The 23,555-nt window shown below is 46.3% G+C and carries 24 protein-coding genes; 14 read left to right on the forward strand and 10 right to left on the reverse strand.

The annotated features are described in order from the left end of the window. Positions 1–55 precede the first annotated feature (55 nt). Positions 56–514 (reverse strand): dUTP diphosphatase, encoded by a 459-nt coding sequence (dut, locus tag HVZ52_RS00460; protein ID WP_016154988.1) that lies wholly within the window; start codon positions 512–514, stop codon positions 56–58. Beyond that, entirely contained in the window at positions 492–1,712 is a 1,221-nt protein-coding gene (gene coaBC, locus HVZ52_RS00465; RefSeq protein WP_181599263.1) for a bifunctional phosphopantothenoylcysteine decarboxylase/phosphopantothenate--cysteine ligase CoaBC, read from the reverse strand. Before coaBC ends, dut begins: the two co-directional genes overlap by 23 nt. 172 nt (positions 1,713–1,884) lie before the next feature. Here coaBC and radC point away from each other — a divergent pair, with 172 nt between their 5' ends. From radC to mutM, 4 genes are all read left to right on the forward strand, one after another. Beyond that, on the forward strand, positions 1,885–2,550 hold the full coding sequence (gene radC / locus HVZ52_RS00470; protein WP_016154986.1) for a DNA repair protein RadC: 666 nt from the start codon (positions 1,885–1,887) through the stop codon (positions 2,548–2,550). Positions 2,551–2,826: 276 nt separating this feature from the next. After that, on the forward strand, positions 2,827–3,063 hold the full coding sequence (gene rpmB, locus HVZ52_RS00475; protein WP_003024071.1) for a 50S ribosomal protein L28: 237 nt from the start codon (positions 2,827–2,829) through the stop codon (positions 3,061–3,063). Positions 3,064–3,083: 20 nt separating this feature from the next. Then, on the forward strand, positions 3,084–3,251 hold the full coding sequence (gene rpmG / locus HVZ52_RS00480; protein WP_003024094.1) for a 50S ribosomal protein L33: 168 nt from the start codon (positions 3,084–3,086) through the stop codon (positions 3,249–3,251). A gap of 98 nt (positions 3,252–3,349) precedes the next feature. Next, complete coding sequence (mutM, locus tag HVZ52_RS00485) at positions 3,350–4,159, forward strand: bifunctional DNA-formamidopyrimidine glycosylase/DNA-(apurinic or apyrimidinic site) lyase (protein ID WP_019078041.1); 810 nt, start codon at positions 3,350–3,352, stop codon at positions 4,157–4,159. 47 nt (positions 4,160–4,206) lie between these two features. On the opposite strand, the gene coaD is transcribed toward mutM, so the two are convergent. Both coaD and waaA read right to left on the reverse strand, forming a co-directional pair. After that, the gene (gene coaD, locus HVZ52_RS00490; RefSeq protein ID WP_181598745.1) at positions 4,207–4,686 is read right to left on the reverse strand and encodes a pantetheine-phosphate adenylyltransferase; all 480 of its coding nucleotides are present in this window, start codon (positions 4,684–4,686) and stop codon (positions 4,207–4,209) included. 8 nt (positions 4,687–4,694) lie between these two features. Continuing rightward, complete coding sequence (gene waaA / locus HVZ52_RS00495; protein ID WP_047415798.1) at positions 4,695–5,972, reverse strand: lipid IV(A) 3-deoxy-D-manno-octulosonic acid transferase; 1,278 nt, start codon at positions 5,970–5,972, stop codon at positions 4,695–4,697. Between the two features lie 397 nt (positions 5,973–6,369). Here waaA and rfaQ point away from each other — a divergent pair, with 397 nt between their 5' ends. From rfaQ to HVZ52_RS00525, 6 genes are all read left to right on the forward strand, one after another. After that, on the forward strand, positions 6,370–7,440 hold the full coding sequence (rfaQ, locus tag HVZ52_RS00500) for a lipopolysaccharide core heptosyltransferase RfaQ (protein ID WP_072034359.1): 1,071 nt from the start codon (positions 6,370–6,372) through the stop codon (positions 7,438–7,440). Then, entirely contained in the window at positions 7,437–8,561 is a 1,125-nt protein-coding gene (locus HVZ52_RS00505; RefSeq protein ID WP_181598746.1) for a glycosyltransferase family 4 protein, read from the forward strand. Before rfaQ ends, HVZ52_RS00505 begins: the two co-directional genes overlap by 4 nt. After that, complete coding sequence (gene rfaP, locus HVZ52_RS00510; protein WP_181598747.1) at positions 8,554–9,351, forward strand: lipopolysaccharide core heptose(I) kinase RfaP; 798 nt, start codon at positions 8,554–8,556, stop codon at positions 9,349–9,351. The genes HVZ52_RS00505 and rfaP overlap by 8 nt, the downstream gene beginning before the upstream one ends. A gap of 74 nt (positions 9,352–9,425) precedes the next feature. Beyond that, positions 9,426–10,436 (forward strand): lipopolysaccharide 3-alpha-galactosyltransferase, encoded by a 1,011-nt coding sequence (gene waaO, locus HVZ52_RS00515; RefSeq protein ID WP_181598748.1) that lies wholly within the window; start codon positions 9,426–9,428, stop codon positions 10,434–10,436. 90 nt (positions 10,437–10,526) lie between these two features. Continuing rightward, complete coding sequence (locus HVZ52_RS00520) at positions 10,527–11,540, forward strand: glycosyltransferase (RefSeq protein ID WP_181598749.1); 1,014 nt, start codon at positions 10,527–10,529, stop codon at positions 11,538–11,540. A gap of 11 nt (positions 11,541–11,551) precedes the next feature. After that, a complete protein-coding gene (locus HVZ52_RS00525; protein WP_181598750.1) occupies positions 11,552–12,694 on the forward strand; it encodes a lipopolysaccharide N-acetylglucosaminyltransferase in 1,143 nt (380 codons plus the stop codon). A 37-nt stretch (positions 12,695–12,731) separates the two neighbouring features. On the opposite strand, the gene rfaL is transcribed toward HVZ52_RS00525, so the two are convergent. The 4 genes from rfaL to rfaD are packed head-to-tail and all read right to left on the reverse strand — an operon-like array spanning position 12,732 to position 16,917. Further along, positions 12,732–13,940, reverse strand: a complete 1,209-nt coding sequence (gene rfaL / locus HVZ52_RS00530) for an O-antigen ligase RfaL (protein ID WP_181599264.1) — start codon at positions 13,938–13,940, stop codon at positions 12,732–12,734. A gap of 14 nt (positions 13,941–13,954) precedes the next feature. After that, positions 13,955–14,932, reverse strand: coding sequence for a lipopolysaccharide heptosyltransferase RfaC (rfaC, locus tag HVZ52_RS00535; protein WP_181598751.1), 978 nt, complete (start codon positions 14,930–14,932; stop codon positions 13,955–13,957). 3 nt (positions 14,933–14,935) lie between these two features. Continuing rightward, complete coding sequence (gene rfaF / locus HVZ52_RS00540; RefSeq protein WP_131347174.1) at positions 14,936–15,982, reverse strand: ADP-heptose--LPS heptosyltransferase RfaF; 1,047 nt, start codon at positions 15,980–15,982, stop codon at positions 14,936–14,938. A gap of 2 nt (positions 15,983–15,984) precedes the next feature. Further along, positions 15,985–16,917, reverse strand: a complete 933-nt coding sequence (gene rfaD, locus HVZ52_RS00545; RefSeq protein ID WP_003827312.1) for an ADP-glyceromanno-heptose 6-epimerase — start codon at positions 16,915–16,917, stop codon at positions 15,985–15,987. A 278-nt stretch (positions 16,918–17,195) separates the two neighbouring features. Here rfaD and yibB point away from each other — a divergent pair, with 278 nt between their 5' ends. The 3 genes from yibB (at position 17,196) to tdh (ending at position 20,564) form a co-directional block, all read left to right on the forward strand. Next, on the forward strand, positions 17,196–18,053 hold the full coding sequence (gene yibB, locus HVZ52_RS00550) for a protein YibB (RefSeq protein WP_032932023.1): 858 nt from the start codon (positions 17,196–17,198) through the stop codon (positions 18,051–18,053). 279 nt (positions 18,054–18,332) lie between these two features. Then, on the forward strand, positions 18,333–19,529 hold the full coding sequence (kbl, locus tag HVZ52_RS00555) for a glycine C-acetyltransferase (protein WP_046275754.1): 1,197 nt from the start codon (positions 18,333–18,335) through the stop codon (positions 19,527–19,529). A 9-nt stretch (positions 19,530–19,538) separates the two neighbouring features. Further along, a complete protein-coding gene (gene tdh, locus HVZ52_RS00560; protein WP_016154972.1) occupies positions 19,539–20,564 on the forward strand; it encodes an L-threonine 3-dehydrogenase in 1,026 nt (341 codons plus the stop codon). A gap of 67 nt (positions 20,565–20,631) precedes the next feature. Here tdh and rfaY read toward each other — a convergent pair whose 3' ends face one another. Next, positions 20,632–21,318, reverse strand: a complete 687-nt coding sequence (rfaY, locus tag HVZ52_RS00565; protein ID WP_181598752.1) for a lipopolysaccharide core heptose(II) kinase RfaY — start codon at positions 21,316–21,318, stop codon at positions 20,632–20,634. A gap of 244 nt (positions 21,319–21,562) precedes the next feature. Here rfaY and HVZ52_RS00570 point away from each other — a divergent pair, with 244 nt between their 5' ends. Further along, positions 21,563–22,597, forward strand: coding sequence for a glycosyltransferase (locus HVZ52_RS00570; protein ID WP_049042810.1), 1,035 nt, complete (start codon positions 21,563–21,565; stop codon positions 22,595–22,597). Here the strand turns inward: HVZ52_RS00570 and HVZ52_RS00575 are convergent. Further along, entirely contained in the window at positions 22,584–23,555 is a 972-nt protein-coding gene (locus tag HVZ52_RS00575) for a divergent polysaccharide deacetylase family protein (protein ID WP_153689905.1), read from the reverse strand. The two genes, HVZ52_RS00570 and HVZ52_RS00575, sit on opposite strands and share 14 nt — an antisense overlap.

Consider the following 23,555-nt stretch of genomic DNA (forward strand, 5'->3'; position numbering starts at 1 on the left):
CTGGTGTTTGCGGTGTGTTATTGCGTTATTACGCTGTGAGATACTTTTCTGCGGGTTACTTGCGCCCGGAATGGCCGAAGCCACCTTCGCCACGATCGGTGGCTTCAAACTCTTCCACCAAATTAAATTCAGCCTGGACGACCGGTACAAATACCATCTGCGCGATACGTTCGCCCGGTTCAATAGTAAAGTTGTCCTGACCACGGTTCCAGATTGAAACCATCAGCTGGCCCTGGTAGTCGGAATCAATCAAACCGACCAGATTGCCCAGTACGATCCCGTGCTTATGGCCCAGCCCGGAGCGCGGGAGCATCACTGCCGCAAGAGAAGGATCGGCAATGTGGATAGCTAACCCGGTTGGCACCAGCGTTGTTGCGCCAGGCGCCAGTTCTACGGCGTCATCAAGACAGGCACGCAGGTCAAGTCCGGCAGAACCAGAAGTGGCGTACGTCGGGAGCGGAAATTGTTGCCCTACGCGCGGGTCCAGAATCTTAACGTCGATTTTTTTCATCATAACGGGTCACGATCTCGTCGAGTAATAATTGGCCCAGGAGTTCTTTGCGCTCAAGCGGTAAGACTTTATCTCCATCCTGCCAAAAAAGGTGTAATGCGTTGCTGTCGCTGTTAAATCCTTGAGTGGACAGCGAAACGTCGTTCGCACAGATCACATCAAGGTTTTTGCGGATGCGTTTTTGCCGGGCATATTCTTCCACATTATTTGTTTCGGCGGCAAACCCAACGACAAAAGGACGGTTAGCATCCAGTGCGGCAACACCAGCGATGATGTCCGGGTTTTTGACCATTTTTACTGTTAATTCATCACCCTGCGTTGCCTGTTTTTTGATTTTTTCACTGGCGACAGTTTCAGCGCGATAATCAGCGACTGCGGCGCAGCCGATAAAAATATGCTGTTGTTGCACCGCAGATTGCACGGCGGCTTCCATTTCCAGTGCGGTCATCACATCAATGCGCTGGACAAAAGGTGGTGTAGGTAACGAAACCGGACCTGATACCAGCGTGACGTTTGCCCCGCGTTTTGCGGCAGCGGCCGCGATAGCAAATCCCATTTTCCCGGAGCTGTGGTTGGAAATATAACGCACGGGATCAAGCGGTTCACGCGTCGGGCCTGCTGTAATCATGATGTTGAGATGTTGCAGATCTTTGACAGGTGAAAAATGTTCTGCCGCCATATCCACAATTGTTAACGGATCCAGCATACGTCCAGGACCGACATCACCACATGCCTGACTACCGCTGTCAGGACCCCAAATGAGCAAACCGCGCGAGGCAAGAATGCCCAGATTGTGTAGGGTAGCGGCGGCGCGGTACATCTGCTGGTTCATAGCCGGCAGCACGGCAACAGGCGCTGGCGTTGCCAGACAGATCGTAGACACCAGATCGTTGGCCATACCTGCGGCAACGCGGGCAATCAGGTCTGCCGTCGCAGGGGCCAGTATAACCAAATCGGCCCATTTCCCCAGTTCAATATGGCCCATCGCGGCTTCGGCTGCGGGGTCAAGCAGGCTGTCGGAAACGGGATAGCCCGAAACCGCCTGTAAGCTCAGAGGAGTAATAAACGCTTTTGCTGCTTCGGTCATCGCCACGCGGACGTCTGCGCCGCGTTCCCGTAAACGACGCACCAGCTCAGGGGTTTTGTACGCAGCAATCCCGCCACTGACGCCAAGTACGATTTTTTTACCGGCCAGGCTCATCATGATCTTTCCTGTTGGGTTTCACCAGAAGGCGGATATTTTATCACAATCCGCAATGTGTCGTGCTTTTGCCCGCGCTCCAGTTTGCGAGGCTCTACGAAGAAGTGAAAACAGAGCGTCGATTCGCCGCTGGCGTTATGCCACTATGCGGACGCGAAAGGAGGGGAAAAGCATGGAAAATACAGGACGTATAATGCCTCGGGAAAAGCTGTTGGCGCAGGGGGCCAGTTCGCTGACCGACGTAGAGCTACTGGCTCTTTTTCTACGCACCGGGATACTGGGTAAAGATGTGCTTACGCTGGCGAAAGAGATGCTTCAGCATTTTGATTCGTTGTATGGCCTGTTGTCTGCTGATTACATGGATTTCAGCTATGTTCAGGGCATCGGTATCGCGAAGTACGCACAGTTGAAGGGAATAGTGGAGCTGGCAAGGCGCTACTACAACGTACAGGTGATAGAGGAACGTGCGATACTTAGCCCGGAAATGGCGCGTGAATTTTTGCAAAGCCAGCTTTCGCAAGAGGAACGCGAGATCTTCTATGTGATCTTTATGGATTCTCAACATCGCGTGATTAAACACCGTAAACTTTTTTCCGGAACGCTAAGCCACGTTGAAGTGCATCCGCGAGAAATTGTCCGCGAAGCGATAAAAATGAATGCTTCTGCGGTGATCCTTGCACATAATCACCCTTCGGGGTGTGCAGAGCCGAGCAAAGCAGATAAACTCATCACCGAGCGTGTTGTGAAATGCTGTCAGTTCATGGATATCCGGGTGCTTGATCATCTGGTCATTGGGCGCGGAGAGTACGTTTCTTTTGCGGAACGCGGTTGGATTTAACGCACTTTACGCGATCCATCGGGATCTTTGTCTGTTCGGGACTTGAGCACATCGCTGACTCAGCGTATACTACGCCACCTTTGAGAATCTCGGGTTTGGCATTTGGGCCTGGCAATCGAGAGTTCGCAAATACGCAAAATAATTCTTGTTGCGTCCAATGACGAGGCAACAATGAAAGATTTAGTGTATTGAACTGCGATAACCGGGCTGAGAAGCCTGACGAGGCGCCAATACCCCATACGAAGCTCGAGCTAATTTGATTTTTGGAGAATAGACATGTCCCGAGTCTGCCAAGTTACTGGCAAGCGTCCGGTGACCGGTAACAACCGTTCCCACGCACTGAACGCGACTAAACGCCGTTTCCTGCCTAACCTGCACTCTCACCGTTTTTGGGTTGAGAGCGAGAAGCGTTTTGTCACCCTGCGTGTATCTGCTAAAGGTATGCGTGTTATTGATAAGAAAGGCATCGAAACAGTTCTGTCTGAACTGCGTGCCCGTGGCGAAAAGTACTAAGTACTAAGAGGAAATAAATCATGGCTAAAGGTATTCGTGAGAAAATCAAGCTGGTTTCTTCTGCTGGTACTGGTCACTTCTATACCACCACGAAGAACAAACGTACTAAGCCGGAAAAACTGGAGCTGAAAAAGTTCGATCCAGTTGTTCGTCAGCACGTTTTATACAAAGAAGCGAAAATCAAATAATTTCCGCTTTGATGTAAAGAAAAACCCTGCCTCGGCGGGGTTTTTTGTTTTCTGGCCGTCCCCATATTAATGAGACCTGATACACCGCCGGAGATACTATGCCTGAATTACCTGAAGTCGAAACCAGCCGCCGCGGTATTGAGCCGCATCTGGTGGGGGCAACGATTATGCACGCGACTGTGCGTAACGGTCGTTTGCGTTGGCCAGTATCAGAGGAAATCTATCGTCTGAGTGATAAACCTGTCCTGAGCGTACAGCGGCGCGCGAAATACCTGCTGCTGGAGCTATCAGATGGCTGGGTAATCATTCACCTGGGGATGTCGGGTAGTTTGCGTATCCTTTCTGAAGAGCTTCCGGCAGAAAAACATGACCACGTCGACTTAGTGATGAGTAACGGCAAAGTCCTGCGCTATACCGATCCGCGTCGTTTTGGCGCCTGGCTGTGGACTAAAGAGCTGGATGGGCATAATGTCCTCGCCCATCTTGGCCCTGAGCCTCTGAGCGACGATTTCAATGCTGGTTATCTGCAGCAGAAATGTGCGAAGAAGAAAACTGCGATTAAACCCTGGCTGATGGATAACAAGCTGGTCGTGGGGGTGGGAAACATCTATGCCAGCGAGTCGCTGTTTGCGGCTGGTATCCATCCTGACCGTCTGGCGTCATCTTTGTCGCAGGATGAGTGCGAACTGCTGGTGCGCGTTATCAAGGCGGTTTTGCTGCGTTCTATCGAGCAGGGCGGGACCACGCTGAAGGACTTTCTGCAAAGTGACGGTAAGCCGGGCTATTTTGCCCAGGAGTTGCAGGTCTATGGGAGAGAAGGTGAACCCTGTCGCGTATGCGGCGCGCCAATCATTGCGACAAAACATGCTCAGCGCACAACGTTTTATTGCCGTCGCTGTCAGAAATAACACCATTATCGGCCGGACGTAGCGAATGCCTCATCCGGCCAGACGCATTACTTCAGTTTACTCAATAATGCCTGATGAACGTTTTCCGGCAGAAAGTGCGCTACGTCACCCTGGTGGCGGGCAACTTCTTTCACCAGTGAAGATGAGATAAATGACCACTCTTTAGACGGCATCAGAAAGACGCTTTCCAGTTGTGGCATCAGATGACGGTTCATATGGGCCAGCTGCATTTCATACTCAAAATCGGCTACCGCACGCAGGCCACGGATCAGAATGTTAGCCTGATTATCGCGGGCAAAGTTTGCCATCAGATCGCTGAATCCCAGAACCTCCACATTACCGAGATGCGCCGTTGCCTGTTGTGCCAGCTCAACGCGCTCTTCCAGAGTAAACATCGGTTTTTTACTGGGACTTGCGGCAATTGCCAGGATTACGTGATCGAACATGTTTGTCGCTCGTGTCACGATATCGAGGTGGCCGTTAGTAATGGGATCAAAGGTTCCTGGATAAATCGCCCGTTTTTGCATGACTTGCCTCAATGCGTTTTGGGTGGCAGATAAGGTTCCAGCAGCTGCAGCAGACGCTGAAGCGCGCCCTGATTTTGATACAGAACTTCAACTGCGTGACGGCCATAAAAATTACGATAATCTGCATCGGTCAGTAAAGAAGAGACCTCTTTCACCAGCGTAGTTGCGTCGGTGACGGTGATCAATCCGCTTGCCTGTTCGAGGCGGGCGCAAATATCTTTAAAATTAAAAGTATGTGGCCCCATCAGTACCGGAATGGCGTGCGCCGCGGCTTCCAGTGGGTTGTGTCCACCGCGTTCAACCAGTGAACCGCCAACAAATGCAAGGTCAGCAATGCCATACAGCAACATCAACTCGCCCATGGTGTCGCCGATTACGACCTGGGTTCCTGATGACGGAACTTCGCCCGAAGAACGTGTCGTATAGCTTAGCCCAGCCTGGCGTACGAGGTTAATGGCATCCGGGAACCGTTCAGGATGTCTGGGTACCAGAATCAGTAAAAGATTAGGGAACTGGTTTAATAACGCCTGATGGGCGGCAATGATAATGCTTTCTTCGCCGTCGTGCGTGCTGGTTGCAATCCATACCGGGCGGTGAGGTGCCCATTGACGGCGCAATGTAATCGCTTTTGCGGCCAGCTGCGGCGTGACGGAAATATCAAACTTCAGGCTACCGGTAACGGTGACCTGATTGTTTCTGGCACCAAGCGTGATAAAACGAGCGCCATCTTCTTCGTTCTGGGCGGCAATCAACGTAATTCGGCGCAGTAGCCTGCCAACAAATTTACCTAATTTAGCGTAGCCAGCAGCTGAACGAGCGGAAAGACGTGCATTGGCAATGACCAGCGGAATATGGCGCTTATGCAGTGCCGCGATCAGATTCGGCCACAGCTCGGTTTCCATAATTAACACCAGCTTGGGGTCAACTTTATTCAGGAAACGGTTTAGGGCATCCGGTAAATCGTATGGCAGATAAATATGCTGAACGTCAGGGCCAAAAGCGGATTGTACGCGCTCGGAACCGGTTGGCGTCATGGTGGTAACCGTGATCGGCAAGTCGGGGTAACGATGTCGCAGAGCGCGGACTAATGGGATAGCTGCCAGCGTTTCGCCCACGGAAACCGAATGAAGCATGATGCCGCCTGGTTTTAGCGGACGGCGGTAAAAGCCGTAGCGTTCACCCCAGCGTTTACGGTAGGCCGGAGCCTTACGTCCGCGCACCCAAAGCCGTATCCAGATCAAAGGCTGAATAAGGTAGAAAAGGGCGGTGTAAAGCAATTCGAGCATAATGGTAGCTGACTTATGAATGTGCTGGGGATTCTATGTATTTAGCTGTGGCTTTACCAATACTTTTCCCATTTTTAAATTAAATAGCGTCCCTCGCGGGGGAAGTCCAGGGTACCAGCATCTTTTGCATGTTTACGTTTTCTGTTGGTATTTTCCGGTTTAGTCGAGATAGAGGGCTAAAAATCAAAAGGCCTGAACATCTTAATTCATTGATTTATATGATTTAAAATCATTGGCTGTGCAAGAATTATTCGAGTCGGAACATGGCGAAAGAAGTGATACACTAGCGCGTAAAAAATCAGTGCGATATCAGTAATCAGGTAGCTGTTGAGCCTGGGGCGGTAGCGTGCTTTTTTCTGCTTAACTTTACCGGACACTCACGATAAAAGAGCCGCTTGTGGATAAGCCAATTAATAGAATTCTGGTCATAAAAATGCGTTTTCACGGAGATATGTTGTTAACAACTCCGGTCATTAGTACGCTAAAGCAGAACTATCCTGATGCGAAAATCGACGTGCTTCTCTATCAGGATACCATCCCAATTTTGTCGGAAAACCCAGAAATTAATGCCCTTTATGGTATTAAAAATAAAAAGACAAAAGTAACTGATAAAATTACTAATTTTCTGCACCTGATCGGAACGTTGCGCGCGAATGGGTATGATTTAGTTGTAAACCTTACCGATCAGTGGATGGTTGCGATACTGATGCGGTTACTGAACGCGCCAATCAAAATCTCTCAAGATTATGCACATCGGCAATCTTCTTTTTGGAAAAATAGTTTTACATGTCTGGCTCCGCTTAGCGGTGAAAATGTGGTGGAAAGCAATCTGTCTGTGCTGGCCCCGTTGAAACTTAAATCGACTGTTACGCATACAACAATGAGCTATCCTCCGGATAGCTGGGAACGTATGCGCACAGAATTAAATCGGGCTGGAGTTGGTGATGAATACGTTGTAATTCAACCAACGGCACGCCAACGCTTCAAGTGCTGGAATAACGAAAAGTTTTCACAGGTAATTGACGCCTTACACCAGCGTGGTTTGGAGGTAGTTATGACCTCTGGCCCAGGCGAAGACGATCTGGCTTGCGTGAATGAAATTGCACAAGGTTGCAAAGAAAGGCCCGTTACTGCGCTGGCGGGAAAGATGAGCTTCCCCGAGCTAGGAGCGGTCATCGATCATGCGCAGTTGTTTATTGGGGTGGACTCTGCTCCGGGACACATTGCTGCTGCGGTTGATACACCATTGATATGCCTGTTTGGCGCAACGGATCATAATTTTTGGCGACCATGGTCAAAGCAGATGATTCAATTTTGGGCTGGTGATTATCGTCCGATGCCTCCACGCGAGCAGCGCGATCGCAATGAAATGTATCTTTCGGTGATTCCCGCTGACGATGTTATTGCTGCTATCGATAAATTATTACCGGGTAGACTTGTGCCGCCACAAGCGGGGAGTCCCGTATGATTGTTGCTTTCTGTTTGTATAAATACTTCCCATTCGGTGGGTTACAGCGTGATTTTATGCGCATTGCGCAAACTGTAGCGGCACGTGGTCACCATGTTCGTGTCTATACGCAGTCCTGGGAAGGTGAGTGTCCTGACGTTTTTGAATTGGTTCTTGTACCAGTCAAGTCCCGGACAAACCATGGTCGCAATGCGGAGTATTATTCCTGGGTCCAGGCACATTTACTTCAGCACCCTGTCGATCGGGTTGTTGGTTTTAATAAAATGCCAGGGCTGGATCTCTACTATGCTGCTGACGTTTGCTATGCCGAGAAAGTGGCACAAGAAAAAGGTTTCCTCTATCGGTTAACTTCACGATATCGGCACTATGCAGCGTTTGAACGCGCGACGTTTGAGCAGGGTAAACCGACGCAACTATTGATGCTAACTGATAAGCAGATTGCTGATTTTCAGAAACACTATCAGACAGAAGCTAAACGATTTCATATTCTTCCTCCAGGGATTTATCCGGACAGGAAGTATAGCCAGCAGATTCCGAATAGCCGTGAAGTTTATCGCCAGAAAAACGGTATAACAGAGCAACAAAATCTATTATTGCAGGTAGGCTCTGATTTCACTCGTAAAGGTGTGGATCGTTCAATACGTGCAGTGGCCTCGTTACCAGAAACGCTTCGAACTAATACGCTACTGTATGTTGTTGGACAAGACAGACCGAGAAAATTTGAGGCGCTGGCGGAAAAACTTGGCGTACGCAGTAATGTCCATTTCTACTCTGGCCGTAATGATGTTGCAGAATTAATGGCTGCGGCTGATATATTGATGCATCCAGCTTATCAGGAGGCGGCAGGTATTGTTTTACTAGAAGCAATCACTGCCGGGCTGCCGGTGTTGACCACAGCCGTATGCGGTTACGCGCAATATATTGTTGATGCTAATTGTGGTATGGCAATTACAGAACCATTCCGGCAAGAAACGCTGAATGAAGCCTTACGTAAAGCGCTGGTAGAGCCTTCATTGTGTTCGGAATGGAGGGCAAATGCACGACACTATGCGGATACGCAAGATTTATACAGCCTACCGGAGAAAGCTGCGGATATGATTACGGGTGGTTTAGATGGTTGAATTAAAAGAACCGTTAGCCACACTATGGCGCGGAAAAGATGCATTTGAAGAAGTTAAAAATTTACATGGTGAAGTATTCAGAGAACTGGAGACTCGCCGTACTCTACGATTTGAACTAACGGGTAAAAGCTATTTTTTAAAATGGCACAGAGGCACTTCTCTGAAAGAGATTGTTAAAAACCTACTTTCATTACGCATGCCAGTATTAGGTGCTGATAGAGAATGGAATGCCATTCATCGCCTGAGTCAGTTAGGTGTGGATACAATGACAGGCGTGGGATTTGGTGAGAAAGGGTTGAATCCACTGACTAAAACCTCGTTTATTATTACTGAGGATCTCACACCAACTATCAGCTTAGAAGATTACTGTGCTGATTGGGCCACAAATTCTCCCGATGTGAAAGTGAAGCGTATAATTATTGATCGTGTTGCCACCATGGTGCGTAAGATGCATGCTGGAGGAATCAATCATCGCGATTGCTATATTTGCCACTTTTTATTACATCTGCCTTTTTCAGGGCATGAGGACGATCTCAAGATTTCAGTGATTGATTTGCACCGTGCTCAGATTCGGTCGACTGTTCCCCGACGCTGGCGCGATAAGGACTTAATCGGTCTCTATTTTTCGTCCATGAACATTGGATTAACCCAGCGTGATATTTATAGATTTCTACGCATCTATTGCGAGTTGCCGTTGAAAAGCATCCTAAATCAGGAGGCTGATTTGTTCAAGGAAGCCCAGGTTAAAGCTAATAAAATACGCGAAAGAACAATCCGTAAATCTCTGTGATTAATTTATGCTGAACTATTTGAAATGCATCATGTGAGAACATGGTCTATTTCTCAAAAATTGGTAAGAGTCAAATGTCTCAATTTAGCGATAAAGAAGTTATCCTTTCTGTTTTTGAGTACGATTTTCGGGAAAATGCTTCTGCAGACTGTTTTAATATCGGTTATGGTATTGACAGGAATTTTTTATTTGGCTGCGGTGTATCAATAGCCTCCGTATTATTGTCGAATAAAAAAATCGATTTCACATTTCATATATTTACTGATTATTTCGATGAGAGTGATAAAGCCAGATTCGCCGATCTTGCTAAACAATATCAATCTTGTATCAAAGTTTATCTAATTGATTGCAATAAATTAAAAGACTTACCTAGTACAAAAAACTGGACTTATGCAACATACTTCCGTTTTGTTATTGCAGATTATTTCTATAATAAAATAGATAAGTTATTATACCTGGATGCCGATATTGCTTGCCAGGGTAGTGTACGAGAACTGGTCGATTATAAGTTTGCCGCAGATGAGATCGCTGTCGTTGTAACGGAAAGAGATTCCGAATGGTGGCATAATCGTTCTGTAACGCTGGCCACTCCAGGATTAATCACCGGATACTTTAATGCTGGATTCTTACTTATCAACATCAACGCATGGCACTGTAATAATATCTCTTCCCGAGCCATCGAAATGTTGCGAGTTCCAGAATGGGTGGAAAGAATAACTCATCTTGATCAAGATGTCCTTAATGTATTGTTAGCCGGAAAAGTAACTTTTATCAATGGTAAATACAATACACGCTTTAGCATTAATTATGAACTGAAAGATAAAGTAGTCAATCCTGTGAATAATGAAACTGTCTTCATTCATTATGTGGGACCGACAAAACCCTGGCATGAGTGGTCCAACTATCCGGTATCGAAGAGTTTTTTAGTTGCGAAAGAGGCCTCGCCCTGGCATTCAGTAGCGCTTCTCAAACCGACCAATAGCAATCAATTCAGATATTGTGCAAAGCATAAATTTAAACAAGGGTTATACGTTCAGGGGCTGTGTAACTACTTTAATTATTATCTGACCAAGTTGAAAGGTTAACTGCTGGCTAAGTACATTGTTAAAATAATCAACAGCAATGCATATCTTAGCCGCTGGAAAATATAGCTGAAATAATTAAAGGTAATTAACTTGGACTTCAAAAGATTAACTAACTTCAAAGATATTATTGAGTTAGACAGACGTGTTACACCATGTGATGATCGTGACACTTTTAATATCTCATGGGGAATCGATAAAAATTACCAAACTGGCGCGGCAATTTCTATTGCCTCAATCCTTGAAAATAATAAAGAGAGTAATATTAATTTTACTTTTCATATTATTGCGGATTATTTAGATCAAGAATATATTGTACTTTTGACACAACTAGCAGAACAGTATAAAACAGTTATTAAGCTATATCATATTGATTCTGAACCGCTGGTGTCACTACCTAAAACAAATATATGGCCAGTGTCAATATACTATCGCTTGCTTTCATTTGATTATTTTTCTGAACGATTAGAACGACTGCTATATCTTGATGCTGATATTACGTGTAAAGGCTCTTTAGAGGATCTTGCTGCATTGAAATTTGATGGGGAATATGGTGCGGTTGTAGTAGATGTTGATTCAATGCAGGATAAAAGTGCAGAGCGTCTACATAATCCTGAGTTTAAAGGCAACTACTTTAACTCGGGTGTCATGTATATAAACTTGCAGCAATGGCTTAACTCTAATTTAACGAAAAAATTCTTCGAACTATTGTCAGATGAAAGTATAGTTTCCAGAGTAAAATATCCTGACCAGGATATTTTAAATATCATGTTTTTTCATCATGCGGTATTACTACCGAGGAAATATAACTCAATTTATTCATTGAAGTCTGAGTTTGAGATTAAAAATAAAAATTACTATAAATCAGTGATTAATGAAGAGACAGTATTTATTCATTATACTGGTGTAACAAAACCATGGCACGAGTGGGCTGACTATTCCTCAGCACAATTTTTCCGCACAGTATATGAGAAGTCACCATGGAAGAATCAGCCTTATCAAGTTGCAAAACAAAAGCACGAATATAGAGAAGAATATAAACACCTTCTTTATCAAAATAAAATAATTCCAGGCCTGATCGCAGCAATTAAATATAAAACAATGTAATGGTGATCTTTATGATTGATAAAATCATATTTACTGTAACACCTATTTATTCTATTCCACCACGTGGTGCCGCAGCAGTTGAGACCTGGATGTATCAGGTTGCCCAAAGAACCAAATTCCCTAATCGTATTGTCTGTATAAAGAATGAAGGATATTCTGATTATTCTTACGTAAACGAAAGATGTAGTATTCATCGTATTGGATTTAGCTCGGTATATAAGCGTATTTTCCAAAAGTGGACTCGGCTGGATCCGTTACCTTATTCAAAGCGCATACTGAAAGTTGCCGAAAAGTTTGAGATAACCGATCAAAGTGTGATTGTTGTCCATAACAGTATGAAGCTATATCGACAAATTCGTTCGCAAGCTCCTCAGGCTAAAGTTGTGATTCATATGCATAATGCGTTTGAACCTAAGTTGCTTGATAAAAAAGTTAAGATGATCGTACCAAGTTTGTTTTTGAAGAACTATTATCAATCTTATCTTTCTGAAGCTGATATTGTTATTGTGCCTAATGGTATTGACCTGGATATCTATCAATCGTCATATGAATCAATATCAAAAAATAAATTAAATATTCCCCCTGAAAGCAAGGTGGTATTTTTTGCTGGACGTATAGTCCCTGATAAAGGCGTTCTCTTACTTCTTCAGGCTTTTGAAAAGTTGCTGCATGAGAACAAAAATCTGAAGCTTGTGGTTGTTGGTGATCACATGGAAGTAAGTAAGAACGATAAAGGTGATTATCAGCGTGAAGTTCGGGAAATAGCTGAGCGCCTCAAACCACATTGTATTATGTTAGGTAGTATCTCACCCGAGAAAATGCACTATTACTATCCACTGGCAGATATAGTTGTGATTCCTTCTCAATTTCAGGAGCCATTTTGTATGGTGGCTATTGAGGCTATGGGCGCAGGAAGACCTGTATTAGTCAGTACTCGAGGCGGCATGGTTGAGTTTGTTAAAGATAAAATTACAGGCTATCACCTTACAGAGCCGATGACTGCAGAAACTATTGCTCAGGATATTACCAGGGTAATGGCGGAAAGTAGTTTAGCGGATACCGCCCAACGAGGTCAGCAATATGTCTTTGGAAACTATAGTTGGTCTGCGGTTACACAACGGTTTGAAGAGGTTATTTGTAACTGGTTCGAGTGATAAAAAGGCTACATAAAGTAGCCTTTTTTTTACTATTTTATTTATTCTTCAGCGCTAACAGAAAACCTGCAAAAATACCCAACAGATCTAACTCAATCTGCTCAACGTTGCCACGTATAATAAAATAACCGAAAAATGAAAGTAAAATTATTATATAAGCATTGTATGGGGAATAGTAGTTCTCCCTAAATGCATGCGTAACACATTCTCTCACTATGCTAGTGTACACCAGTATTAAACCCACAAGTCCAAGTAATCCTGTACCAAACCATACAAAAAGAATAAGGTTGTGTGGTCCAATTGACTCGCGGAATGTCCAGTTTGGATAATCAACAACACGCTTGTTGTATACAGTTTTATAAGCGTTATTACCAAAACCATAACCAATAACTGGGTTTTCTAAGATTAGATCAAATGCACTTCCTTGTGTACCGTTAGTATAGCGATATGAACTGTCAGTTTGCTGCAATTTAAAGGTCAGTTTTTCTGACATATCTTTGTGTGAAAATATAGCTGTCAGAGCAACAATGGCTACGAGGATTCCTACAGTAAGCAATCGCCATTGTTTGTACATGATTATCCATGTAAGAGCAATAATAAATACAGATAACCATGCGCCACGGGACAATGTTCCAAGAATTAAAAAGGTGTATATCGCCCCTAGCAACAGGAATAATATACGGTATTTCGCTGATTTAACGAGCCATAGATTCAGAAGCACTGGGAATAAAAACACCATTGCATCTGAAATTCCGCGATGTTGGTAATTAGTAAAAGGCATGATTCCTTGCTGATAGTCCTGATAATAAAGGACAAGTTCTGAAAGGCATCGCAAACTAAGAGCTGTAAGGAACGAGAAGAATATCAACTTTGAAATGGTTTCTTTGTTTTCTTCTCTTAGTAATACAGGGATCGCAATAGTGCATAATAAGACATTTTCAATAACGGAGTTGTTTATCTCTTTCAGGCTAGCTTTTAGTTCAGGAGTGAACACTAAAGAGACGAAGGTAGCGATTACAAGAAATGATATACTTGCAAAAACAAATGTTTTAAAAATAGGAATATAATGTCGAGGATTCTTACATAAATAAACTATCGTTGTGATAGTCATCAGGATGACAATCAAATGTTTATAACGCGTAATACCACCTAAGAAATAGGTGGCGACAAACAGAAATATAAGTCCTCTATTCCAGTTTATCTTCCAGTTTTTTTTCTCATCTAAAAAAAACTTTGTTAAAGCCATCATTTCTCCGACACTTACAGACAATTATTTAAAAAATTGCAATTAATTGATTCTAATACGGTCGAAGAACGCAAGTCTGAAAGATTTTCACTTCCTGAGCGACATGCCACTTGATTCTTGCCATACCCACCAATCAATCCTGGGTCCGTTGGACCGTACAACGTAATATTTGGGCGATCCAGCGCAGCGGTTAAATGACTCAGGCCTGTATCAACCGACACCACAAATTTTGCCCCCGCCAGTACGCGAGCGACCTCTCCCAAAGTCATCCGTGGAAGAACATCAACATAAGAAAAACCATTTGCCAGCCTACGGGCTCGTGCTTCTTCATGAGGAGCACCCCATGGCAGTTTAATACGTATGCCAGCGTTATTTAACAGGCCAATTAGCTCCCGCCAGTTGGCTTCTGGCCAATGCTTATCATCACGCGTTGTGGCATGCAGAAATACGGCATACTGGCCCGCATCAGCATTACGTTCTTTCAGAAAATGCTGAGCGATAGCGTAATCACCCTGCGACTGGGGCCTGGAATATCCCAGACTTTTGGCGAACAATTCACGCGTACGTTCTACCGCGTGCTGCTGTTTGGCAATGTGATGTTTGCGATTATAAAACAGGCTCGCCAATGGTTCGCGCGCCGTGCTCCAGTCCATACCATGCTTGATGCCACGTGCCAGACGCGTAACCAACGCCGCGCTTTTTACCAGACCCTGCGCATCAATTATCGCGTCATACTGATGTAAACGCACCGCATCGCGAAAGGCTTTACGCTCGGCTTTAATCGGCGCTGAAAACCAGGCTTTACGCCAGCGGCGGATCGCCACTGGAATAACCCGGTCAACGGCTGCATGCCAGGATGGGATCTGCGCGAAGCCTTCTTCCACTACCCAATCAAATTGAATATCCGGCATGACCTGCTGCGCATCGGTTAATGCCGGTAACGTATGCAGTACATCGCCCATAGACGATGTTTTAACGATCAGTACCCGCATCCGTCAGGCTTCCTCTTGTAACAACAGGTCGTTGAGTTCTTCCAGCACGCGCTGGGGTGTGATGTCAATCAGGCTCTGATGATAGCCTTCTGCTGCATCTCCCTTGCGTACTTTGTGATAGCCCGTAATCAAGCGAATTACGCGAGCCTTGTGTGAAAGCGGCGGAGTAAAATCCGGGCTGCTGGGGCCATATAACGCTACCAGAGGTCGATTCAACGCTGCGGCAACGTGCATTAATCCAGAGTCGTTGGTGACCACCGCTTTGCAGGCGGCGAGCAGAATGACGGCCTGCTCCAGCTGTGTTTCGCCTGCCAGATTACGGCACCAGGCCTGCTGATCAACGTTCAGCGTCGCCAGGATCTCATTTCCGGCTTCATGGTCTTTTGCAGAGCCAAAAAGCACAATCTGATGGCCTTCATCGATCAGTTGCTTCGCCAGGTCTGCGTAGTGGTAATGTGGCCAGCGTTTCGCTGGACCAAATTCCGCTCCAGGGCAAAAGCCGATGATGGGGCGTTCGGCAGAAAGGGAAAACTGGCGACAGGTCAGGGACTTTTCACCTTCGCTTACCTGCAACTGCGGCCATAGCAGAGGCTGCGGCAAATCTTTAGCTGACAGCATTACGCCTTTATCATAGGCCAGGGCTACATAGCGTTCGACCATCAGCGGCCAGGCATCTTTATCCAGCACGCGCGCATCGTTTAGCAGGCCGTAGCGCATTTCACCACGCCAACCGGTACGATGGGGAATGCCAGCAAAGAACGGTACCAGCGCGGATTTAAACGAGTTAGGCAGCACATAGGCGCGGTCATAGCGTTTTTCACGCAGGCTATGACCGAGTTTACGCCGCTCGCCGATCTCCAGCGCACCGTGTCCCAGCGGCATGGCGATAGCTTCGTTAACTTCAGGCATGCGCGACAATAACGGACGGCACCATGCTGGTGCCATCACGTCGATTATCGCCTGGGGATAGCGCGCCTTAAGCGTGCGATAGAGACTTTGCGACATCATCATGTCGCCCACCCAGGACGGGCCTACCACCAAAATTTTCATACTTACGCGTCGCGGTTCAGCCAGGCCATATATTCCGTTACACCTTCAGCAACGGTTTTAAACGGCTTGTCATAGCCCGCAGCGCGCAGATTAGTCAGATCGGCCTGGGTAAACGCCTGATAGCGACCTTTCAGTTTTTCCGGGAATGGGATGTACTCAATGCTGCCTTTTTTGTGGTACGCAAGCGTTGCATCGGCAACGGCCTGGAAAGATTCCGCACGACCGGTACCAAGGTTAAAGATGCCGGAAACCCCGTTTTCCAGGAACCACAGGTTCACCGCAGCCACATCGCCTACGTAAACGAAATCACGCTTGAAGTTTTCACTGCCTTCGAACAGTTTTGGTGTTTCGCCATTGTTGAGCTGGGTGTTGAGGTGGAAAGCGACGCTCGCCATGCTGCCTTTATGGCCTTCACGCGGTCCGTAGACGTTGAAATAGCGGAAGCCAACAATCTGAGAATTGGCTTCTGGCAGGATCTGACGAACGTACTCGTCGAACAGGAATTTTGAGTAGCCGTAAACGTTCAGCGGTTTCTCATATTCACGGGATTCGATGAAATCAGAAGTGCGGCCGCCGTAGGTGGCGGCAGAGGACGCATACAGGAACGGAATTTCACGCTCCAGGCAGTAGTGCAACAGCTCTTTGGAGTATTGATAGTTGTTATCCATCATATACTTGCCGTCCCACTCGGTAGTGGAGGAGCATGCGCCTTCGTGGAAAATCGCTTCGATATCGCCGAAATCTTCTCCGGCCATAATCTGGATCAGGAAGTCTTCCTTGTCCATGTAGTCAGCAATATTCAGATCCACCAGGTTAACAAACTTGGTGCCATCTTTCAGGTTGTCCACCACCAGGATGTCGGTGATGCCTTTATCATTCAATGACTTGACGATGTTGCTGCCGATAAAGCCCGCGCCGCCGGTAACGATGATCATAAATGTAACCTTCGAATTTTGGAGTCAGAGACAATCTCAGACACTAATGTCTGTAATCATACCATCACATCGGCATCCCTTCAGCCTCTTAAGTAAGATGGTGGGTCGGTAGAAGGCCTATAAACACCAGTATAAGAATGCTTATTTAATGGTTATTAAGTCTATTAAATTAATCTTAAATGTACTTAGTTTTTTTATATCCATCTATGTATATTATATGTACAAAAACAAAAACTATGTGATATAATATTTTTTTTATTAATGGTTTGAAAATGGTTATGAAATCGTCTACCACTATTGTGACAGCATATTTTGATATCGGTAGGGGGGAGTGGACTGTTAATAAAGGCTTCCGTGAAAAACTTTCCCGATCTTCTGATGTCTATTTTGACTACTTCAAACGGTTAGCCGCTTTAGAAAATGATATGGTTATTTTTACCTCGTCTGAGTTTGAAGACAGAGTTGCGGAAATACGCAAAGGTAAGCCCACAAAAATTATAACCATAGATTTAGGTAAAAAATTTAAGCATATTAATAATAAAATAAGACAAATTCAGCAGGATGATACCTTTAAGAATAAATTAGAGACGCGACAGCTAGGTAACCCTGAGTACTGGTCTCCAGAATATGTGTTGATCAATAATTTAAAAGCATATTTTGTAGTGAAGGCCATAAATGCAGGCTTAGTTAATACTCCGATGGTTGCCTGGGTAGACTTCGGATATTGCCGTAAACCGCAGGTTACTCGCGGATTAAAAGTATGGGACTTCCCTTTTGACCGTAATAAAATGCATCTCTTCACGATTAAAAAGGGTCTGGTTATATCATCCAGAAAACAGGTTTTTGATTTTATGATCGGAAATCATACTTATATTATCGGCGGCGCTATTGTTGGTTCACCAGAGAAATGGAAAGAGTTTTACTCATTAGTCACTGAGTGTCAAAAAGAGACTCTCAGAAATAATATTGTTGATGATGATCAGGGTATTTTTGTCATGTGTTATTACAAGCGCCCTGATCTATTAATGCTTAATTACCTTGGTCGTGGCAAATGGTTCGATCTGTTCCGTGTTTATCGGCGAACCGCTTTAGGTGCAAAACTCCAGGCATTGCGAATTTTTCTCACTCGAAAGTAGTGGCTTGAATGAGATTGAAGGGTTACCTAACCAGATAGAATGCTGCAAAGGCATTCTTCTGCTATTGCTGTTGTTTTTTTATGATTTTTTATAAAATCCAGCCAATTCAATTGGTTGTGATTCCTTGCGTCCAATGAATCCATACGACGGCATCACTGATTAGCCATGTGGGTATACGTGATTTATGCTTCATTTTGAAGAAGTGATGATGCGTCATCTCGTATCAGCGTATAGCTTTGGGTAATATGTGCTGAAATTTGCCCAGTCTGGAGAATTGAAATGCGTGGGGATTTTTACAAACAGTTAACGAACGATCTCGAAACCGCACGTGCGGAAGGATTGTTTAAAGAAGAGCGCATTATTACGTCTGCCCAGCAGGCGGATATCACCGTGGCGGACGGAAGCCACGTTATTAACTTTTGTGCGAACAACTATCTGGGGCTGGCTAACCACCCGGAACTGATTGCAGCTGCAAAAGCAGGTATGGATTCTCACGGATTTGGTATGGCTTCGGTCCGCTTTATTTGCGGTACCCAGGACAGCCATAAGCAACTGGAGCAAAAACTGGCGGCATTCCTCGGTATGGAAGATGCCATCCTTTACTCTTCCTGCTTTGACGCCAACGGCGGCCTGTTTGAAACGCTGCTGGGCGCAGAAGATGCGATTATCTCAGATGCGCTCAACCACGCTTCTATCATTGACGGTGTTCGCTTGTGTAAAGCAAAGCGTTTCCGTTACGCCAACAACGACATGGTCGAACTGGAAGCGCGCCTGAAAGAAGCGCGTGAAGCGGGAGCCCGTCATATCCTGATCGCCACCGATGGCGTGTTCTCTATGGATGGTGTGATTGCTAACCTGAAAGGCGTTTGTGACCTGGCGGATAAATACGACGCGCTGGTCATGGTTGATGATTCCCATGCTGTCGGCTTTGTCGGCGAAAATGGTCGTGGCTCACATGAATACTGTGATGTGATGGGGCGTGTGGACATCATCACTGGTACGCTGGGTAAAGCGCTCGGCGGTGCATCTGGCGGTTATACCGCAGCGCGCAAAGAGGTTGTTGAGTGGCTGCGCCAGCGTTCCCGTCCGTATCTGTTCTCCAACTCATTGGCTCCTGCAATTGTTTCTGCCTCCATTAAAGTGCTGGAGATGGTCGAAGCAGGCAGCGAGCTGCGCGATCGCCTGTGGGCGAACGCACGTCAGTTCCGCGAGCAAATGTCAGCCGCAGGCTTTACGTTAGCGGGAGCGGATCACGCAATTATCCCGGTCATGTTGGGGGATGCGGTAGTGGCGCAAGAGTTCGCCCGCGAGCTGCAAAAAGAGGGGATTTACGTTACTGGATTCTTCTATCCGGTGGTTCCAAAAGGTCAGGCGCGTATTCGTACCCAGATGTCTGCGGCGCATACCCCTGAGCAGATTACGCGTGCTGTTGAGGCGTTCACACGCATTGGTAAACAACTGGGCGTTATTGCCTGAGGATGTGAAATGAAAGCGTTATCCAAACTGAAAGCGGAAGAGGGCATTTGGATGACCGACGTTCCTGAACCGGAAGTCGGCCATAACGATTTGCTGATTAAAATCCGTAAAACAGCCATCTGCGGGACTGACGTTCACATTTATAACTGGGATGAATGGTCGCAAAAAACCATCCCGGTACCGATGGTCGTTGGACATGAATATGTCGGCGAAGTTGTTGGCATCGGCCAGGAAGTTAAAGGCTTTAAAATCGGCGATCGCGTTTCAGGCGAAGGTCATATCACCTGCGGGCATTGCCGTAACTGCCGCGGTGGACGTACTCACCTGTGCCGCAATACGACCGGTGTTGGCGTAAACCGTCCTGGCTGCTTTGCAGAATACCTGGTGATCCCGGCATTTAACGCGTTTAAAATTCCGGACAACATCTCTGACGACCTGGCGTCTATCTTCGATCCGTTCGGTAATGCGGTGCATACGGCGCTGTCGTTCGATCTGGTTGGGGAAGATGTGCTGGTTTCCGGCGCGGGTCCAATCGGTATTATGGCGGCAGCGGTTGCCAGGCACGTTGGCGCACGCCACGTGGTGATTACCGATGTTAATGAGTATCGCCTTGAACTGGCGCGTAAAATGGGCATCACTCGCGCGGTCAACGTGTCGAAAGAGAGTTTGACCGACGTGATGGCTGAACTGGGCATGACCGAAGGGTTTGATGTCGGTCTGGAGATGTCCGGCGCGCCGCCAGCGTTTCGCGCCATGCTGGACACCATGAACCACGGTGGCCGTATTGCTATGCTGGGTATTCCACCATCAGACATGTCCATCGACTGGACTAAAGTTATCTTTAAGGGATTGTTTATTAAAGGTATCTACGGTCGTGAGATGTTTGAGACCTGGTACAAGATGGCCGCATTGATTCAGTCTGGTCTGGATTTGTCGCCGATCATCACCCATCGATTCTCCATTGATGAATTCCAGCAGGGCTTTGACGCGATGCGCTCGGGCCAGTCAGGGAAAGTGATCCTGAGCTGGGATTGAATGCTCGACTTGTATTAAATGCTACCAACGGCCAGATTCTTTATTCTGGCCGTATAAATAATAAATACTATTTGCCACGAAGCTTTCTGGATAAAGTTCTTGTCGCTTCTTTGAGCCAGATGAGCTTGTAGATTAACCCTTTTCCTTTGATATTAATATGATATTTTCGCTGCAATGCTAAAATGTCATTAGCCTGGCAAATCTTCATATTTCCCTTACAGGATAAGTCAATTATTCTTAATTCACCGCCTGGCGTACGAATGAAATTTCCAGGGTGGATATCATTAGATGCCAACCCGGCTTTGTGAAGGCGCAGAACGCACTGTTTCACTTCATCGGCATTCTTATGGTTAATTTCTTTTAAAGGAGTGCCTTCAACATATTCATGAATAATATAAACATCATGACACTGACGAAGGCGTACTTTTTCAGCGGCATAGTAGAGATCGGCTGTACAGGCGCGCATTTCCGGGGAGAGTGTGTCCAGCTTCTTGATGAGCCTGGAATAAAAGGGGCCGGAGATAAAATTCTGCATTTTTTTCTCAAATCGAGGATCAACTTCACGGTCGTTTTTGATGATAAATTTTTGTGAGTTGTACTCGACCAGTTCTACACTGCGCATGGCGTTACCACTGCTCAACGGTTTGCCACTGATTTCTTTGTTTATATACTTATTCATCAGTGACTTAAGGTCTGTTTTGGTCTCTTTGCAATAGACCGTATAACCTTTTTCATATGTCTTACTGATGGCCATCACTTTCCTCAATATCAGTGTACATCGCGCGTTAATTTACAGGGGTATAGTATACAGGTTGTGTCCCTCAATATGTAGACGATCTGAGCTATCACAGGCCGCTGAACTCAGGCGCCGCATGGCATTTTCCCATACTGGTTGCTTTCGCTGCGCCGCTTCTGAAAATTAAACGTTCTAACCTTAATAATTCCTTAATGAAACTGTAGTAAAAGTCGTCAGTGTACTGACAAACTTGGGTTATCTGATGAGAAACCGCACAAATATGTTGAGTGTTATTATTCCGTTGTATAACGCGGGTGATAGTTTTCGGGATTGCATGGAATCTTTGATCGCACAGACATGGGCTGCGATAGAGATCATTATTGTGGATGACGGTTCAACGGATAACTCTGTTGATATTGCAAGACATTATGCTGATAACTATTCCCATGTCCGGTTGTTACATCAGGCTAACGCCGGGGCATCTGTCGCGCGTAATCGTGGTCTGGCAGTGGCCAAAGGGGATTATGTTGCATTTGTCGATGCCGATGACCTGGTTTATCCCAATATGTATGAAACCCTGATGACCATGGCGCTTCAGGATGACCTCGATCTGGCACAGTGCAATTCTGATTGGTGCATTTTCGAAACGGGGGACACCTGGCAATCAATACCGACGGACCGTCTGCGGTCTACGGGTGTATTGACCGGCCCCGACTGGTTACGTATGGCATTGGCTTCACGCCGTTGGACGCATGTGGTCTGGATGGGGGTTTATCGCAGAGATGTTATCGAGAAAAACAAGATAGCGTTTATTCCAGGGTTGCATCATCAGGATATTGTATGGACGACGGAGTTTATGTTTAACGCCAAACGTGTGCGATATACCGAGCAATCATTGTATAAATACTTCTTACACGATCAATCAGTTAGCCGTCTTAAAAGACAAGGCTTAAAAAATCTCAATTACCAACGCCACTATATTAAAATTACACGGTTATTGGATAAGTTGAATCGTGAATATGCGGGTCGGATTACTATTTATCCGGAATTTCATCAGCAAATAACCTATGAAGCATTACGCGTTTGCCACGCAGTACGCAAAGAGCCGGATGTCCATATTCGTCAACGCATGATTGCAGAGATTTTTGTCTCTGGTATGTATAAACGCATGATTACTAACGTACGCAGCGCCAAAGTTTTGTACCAGGCGCTGCTATGGTCATTCCGTCTCTGGAAATGGCGCGATAAAACATCCTCGCCTTCTCGTATTGCCCGTAAAACGCTTAATTTACGTTAGCGTTCATAGGGCTGGGTGAGGATGTATTCCCCCAGCCCTGCCATTGCAGGCGCATGTACTGCACCAGCGTGCTTTGGGTGATACTTTCACCGAGCACGCTGAAGAAGCGGCTGGCGTAAACCGGCTCTAACGGCTGCTTCGGTTTGCATAATCTCACCCCGCGGAAAGGATTACGTGGCGCATCAGGTTTACCATTCTTCGGCGGTGTAAGGTTTGGTCTGGAGGTGTCTACCTGTGGTTCATTGAGCAGGCTGCTTGGGCGAACCAGCGTAATGTCCGCAGGCAGGTTATAAAGCATCTGCTGCAGGACGCGAACCGTCGAAGGGTGAGGATGCCCAATGGCAATTGCTGAACCGTTGCGGCGCGCAAGCTCAACGGCACGATTAAACTGACGGCGAATATCGGCTTCGTTTTGCGTGTCATCCAGGAAGACTTTGCGTTTGATAACCTTCACGCCGGTTCCTGATGCTGCGCGCATTGCCTGACTGTTGCCGATGGTCATACTGTCCAGGAAGTAGAGATCGTAGCGTTCCAGCGCCTGCATCACCTTCTGCATACCGAACAGGCTGGAGGTCATCGCGCTGCCCATATGGTTGTTCAGCCCGACCGCATTCGGTACTTTGCTTACCGCGTCGCGAATAATCCGCTCAATCTCTTCGCTGCTCATTTCCGGGCGCAAAGTATCTTTCTCTAACGGCTGTTTGCTCAGCGGCGCCATCGGCAGATGGATTAAAACTTCATGCCCGCTGTTATGCGCTTTAATCGCCATTTCACGCGCGTGTGGGGCATTAGGCAGAACGGCAACGGAGAGGGTGGAAGGCATCGCCAGAACCTGATTTTCGGTGTGTGGACGATAGCCGAAATCATCAATAACGATGGCAAGTTTGCCAGCAAAAACAGGTGTTGCGAAGGCCAGCACGCTGGCGAGAGAGAATAATAGACGACGAAATTGAGGCAA

Origin of the sequence: Citrobacter sp. RHB36-C18 (assembly GCF_013814485.1) — a bacterium.
In the GTDB taxonomy this organism is placed as follows: Bacteria; Pseudomonadota; Gammaproteobacteria; order Enterobacterales; family Enterobacteriaceae; genus Citrobacter; species Citrobacter braakii.

Excerpts from the sequence above, each read along its gene's own strand:
- dut (WP_016154988.1), bottom strand. The coding sequence starts at position 514 with ATGATGAAAAAAATCGACGTTAAGATTCTGGACCCGCGCGTAGGGCAA.
- coaBC (WP_181599263.1), bottom strand. The coding sequence starts at position 1,712 with ATGAGCCTGGCCGGTAAAAAAATCGTACTTGGCGTCAGTGGCGGGATT.
- radC (WP_016154986.1), top strand. The coding sequence starts at position 1,885 with ATGGAAAATACAGGACGTATAATGCCTCGGGAAAAGCTGTTGGCGCAG.
- rpmB (WP_003024071.1), top strand. The coding sequence starts at position 2,827 with ATGTCCCGAGTCTGCCAAGTTACTGGCAAGCGTCCGGTGACCGGTAAC.
- rpmG (WP_003024094.1), top strand. The coding sequence starts at position 3,084 with ATGGCTAAAGGTATTCGTGAGAAAATCAAGCTGGTTTCTTCTGCTGGT.
- mutM (WP_019078041.1), top strand. The coding sequence starts at position 3,350 with ATGCCTGAATTACCTGAAGTCGAAACCAGCCGCCGCGGTATTGAGCCG.
- coaD (WP_181598745.1), bottom strand. The coding sequence starts at position 4,686 with ATGCAAAAACGGGCGATTTATCCAGGAACCTTTGATCCCATTACTAAC.
- waaA (WP_047415798.1), bottom strand. The coding sequence starts at position 5,972 with ATGCTCGAATTGCTTTACACCGCCCTTTTCTACCTTATTCAGCCTTTG.
- HVZ52_RS00505 (WP_181598746.1), top strand. The coding sequence starts at position 7,437 with ATGATTGTTGCTTTCTGTTTGTATAAATACTTCCCATTCGGTGGGTTA.
- rfaP (WP_181598747.1), top strand. The coding sequence starts at position 8,554 with ATGGTTGAATTAAAAGAACCGTTAGCCACACTATGGCGCGGAAAAGAT.
- waaO (WP_181598748.1), top strand. The coding sequence starts at position 9,426 with ATGTCTCAATTTAGCGATAAAGAAGTTATCCTTTCTGTTTTTGAGTAC.
- HVZ52_RS00525 (WP_181598750.1), top strand. The coding sequence starts at position 11,552 with ATGATTGATAAAATCATATTTACTGTAACACCTATTTATTCTATTCCA.
- rfaL (WP_181599264.1), bottom strand. The coding sequence starts at position 13,940 with ATGGCTTTAACAAAGTTTTTTTTAGATGAGAAAAAAAACTGGAAGATA.
- rfaC (WP_181598751.1), bottom strand. The coding sequence starts at position 14,932 with ATGCGGGTACTGATCGTTAAAACATCGTCTATGGGCGATGTACTGCAT.
- rfaF (WP_131347174.1), bottom strand. The coding sequence starts at position 15,982 with ATGAAAATTTTGGTGGTAGGCCCGTCCTGGGTGGGCGACATGATGATG.
- rfaD (WP_003827312.1), bottom strand. The coding sequence starts at position 16,917 with ATGATCATCGTTACCGGCGGCGCGGGCTTTATCGGCAGCAACATCGTC.
- yibB (WP_032932023.1), top strand. The coding sequence starts at position 17,196 with ATGAAATCGTCTACCACTATTGTGACAGCATATTTTGATATCGGTAGG.
- kbl (WP_046275754.1), top strand. The coding sequence starts at position 18,333 with ATGCGTGGGGATTTTTACAAACAGTTAACGAACGATCTCGAAACCGCA.
- tdh (WP_016154972.1), top strand. The coding sequence starts at position 19,539 with ATGAAAGCGTTATCCAAACTGAAAGCGGAAGAGGGCATTTGGATGACC.
- rfaY (WP_181598752.1), bottom strand. The coding sequence starts at position 21,318 with ATGGCCATCAGTAAGACATATGAAAAAGGTTATACGGTCTATTGCAAA.
- HVZ52_RS00570 (WP_049042810.1), top strand. The coding sequence starts at position 21,563 with ATGAGAAACCGCACAAATATGTTGAGTGTTATTATTCCGTTGTATAAC.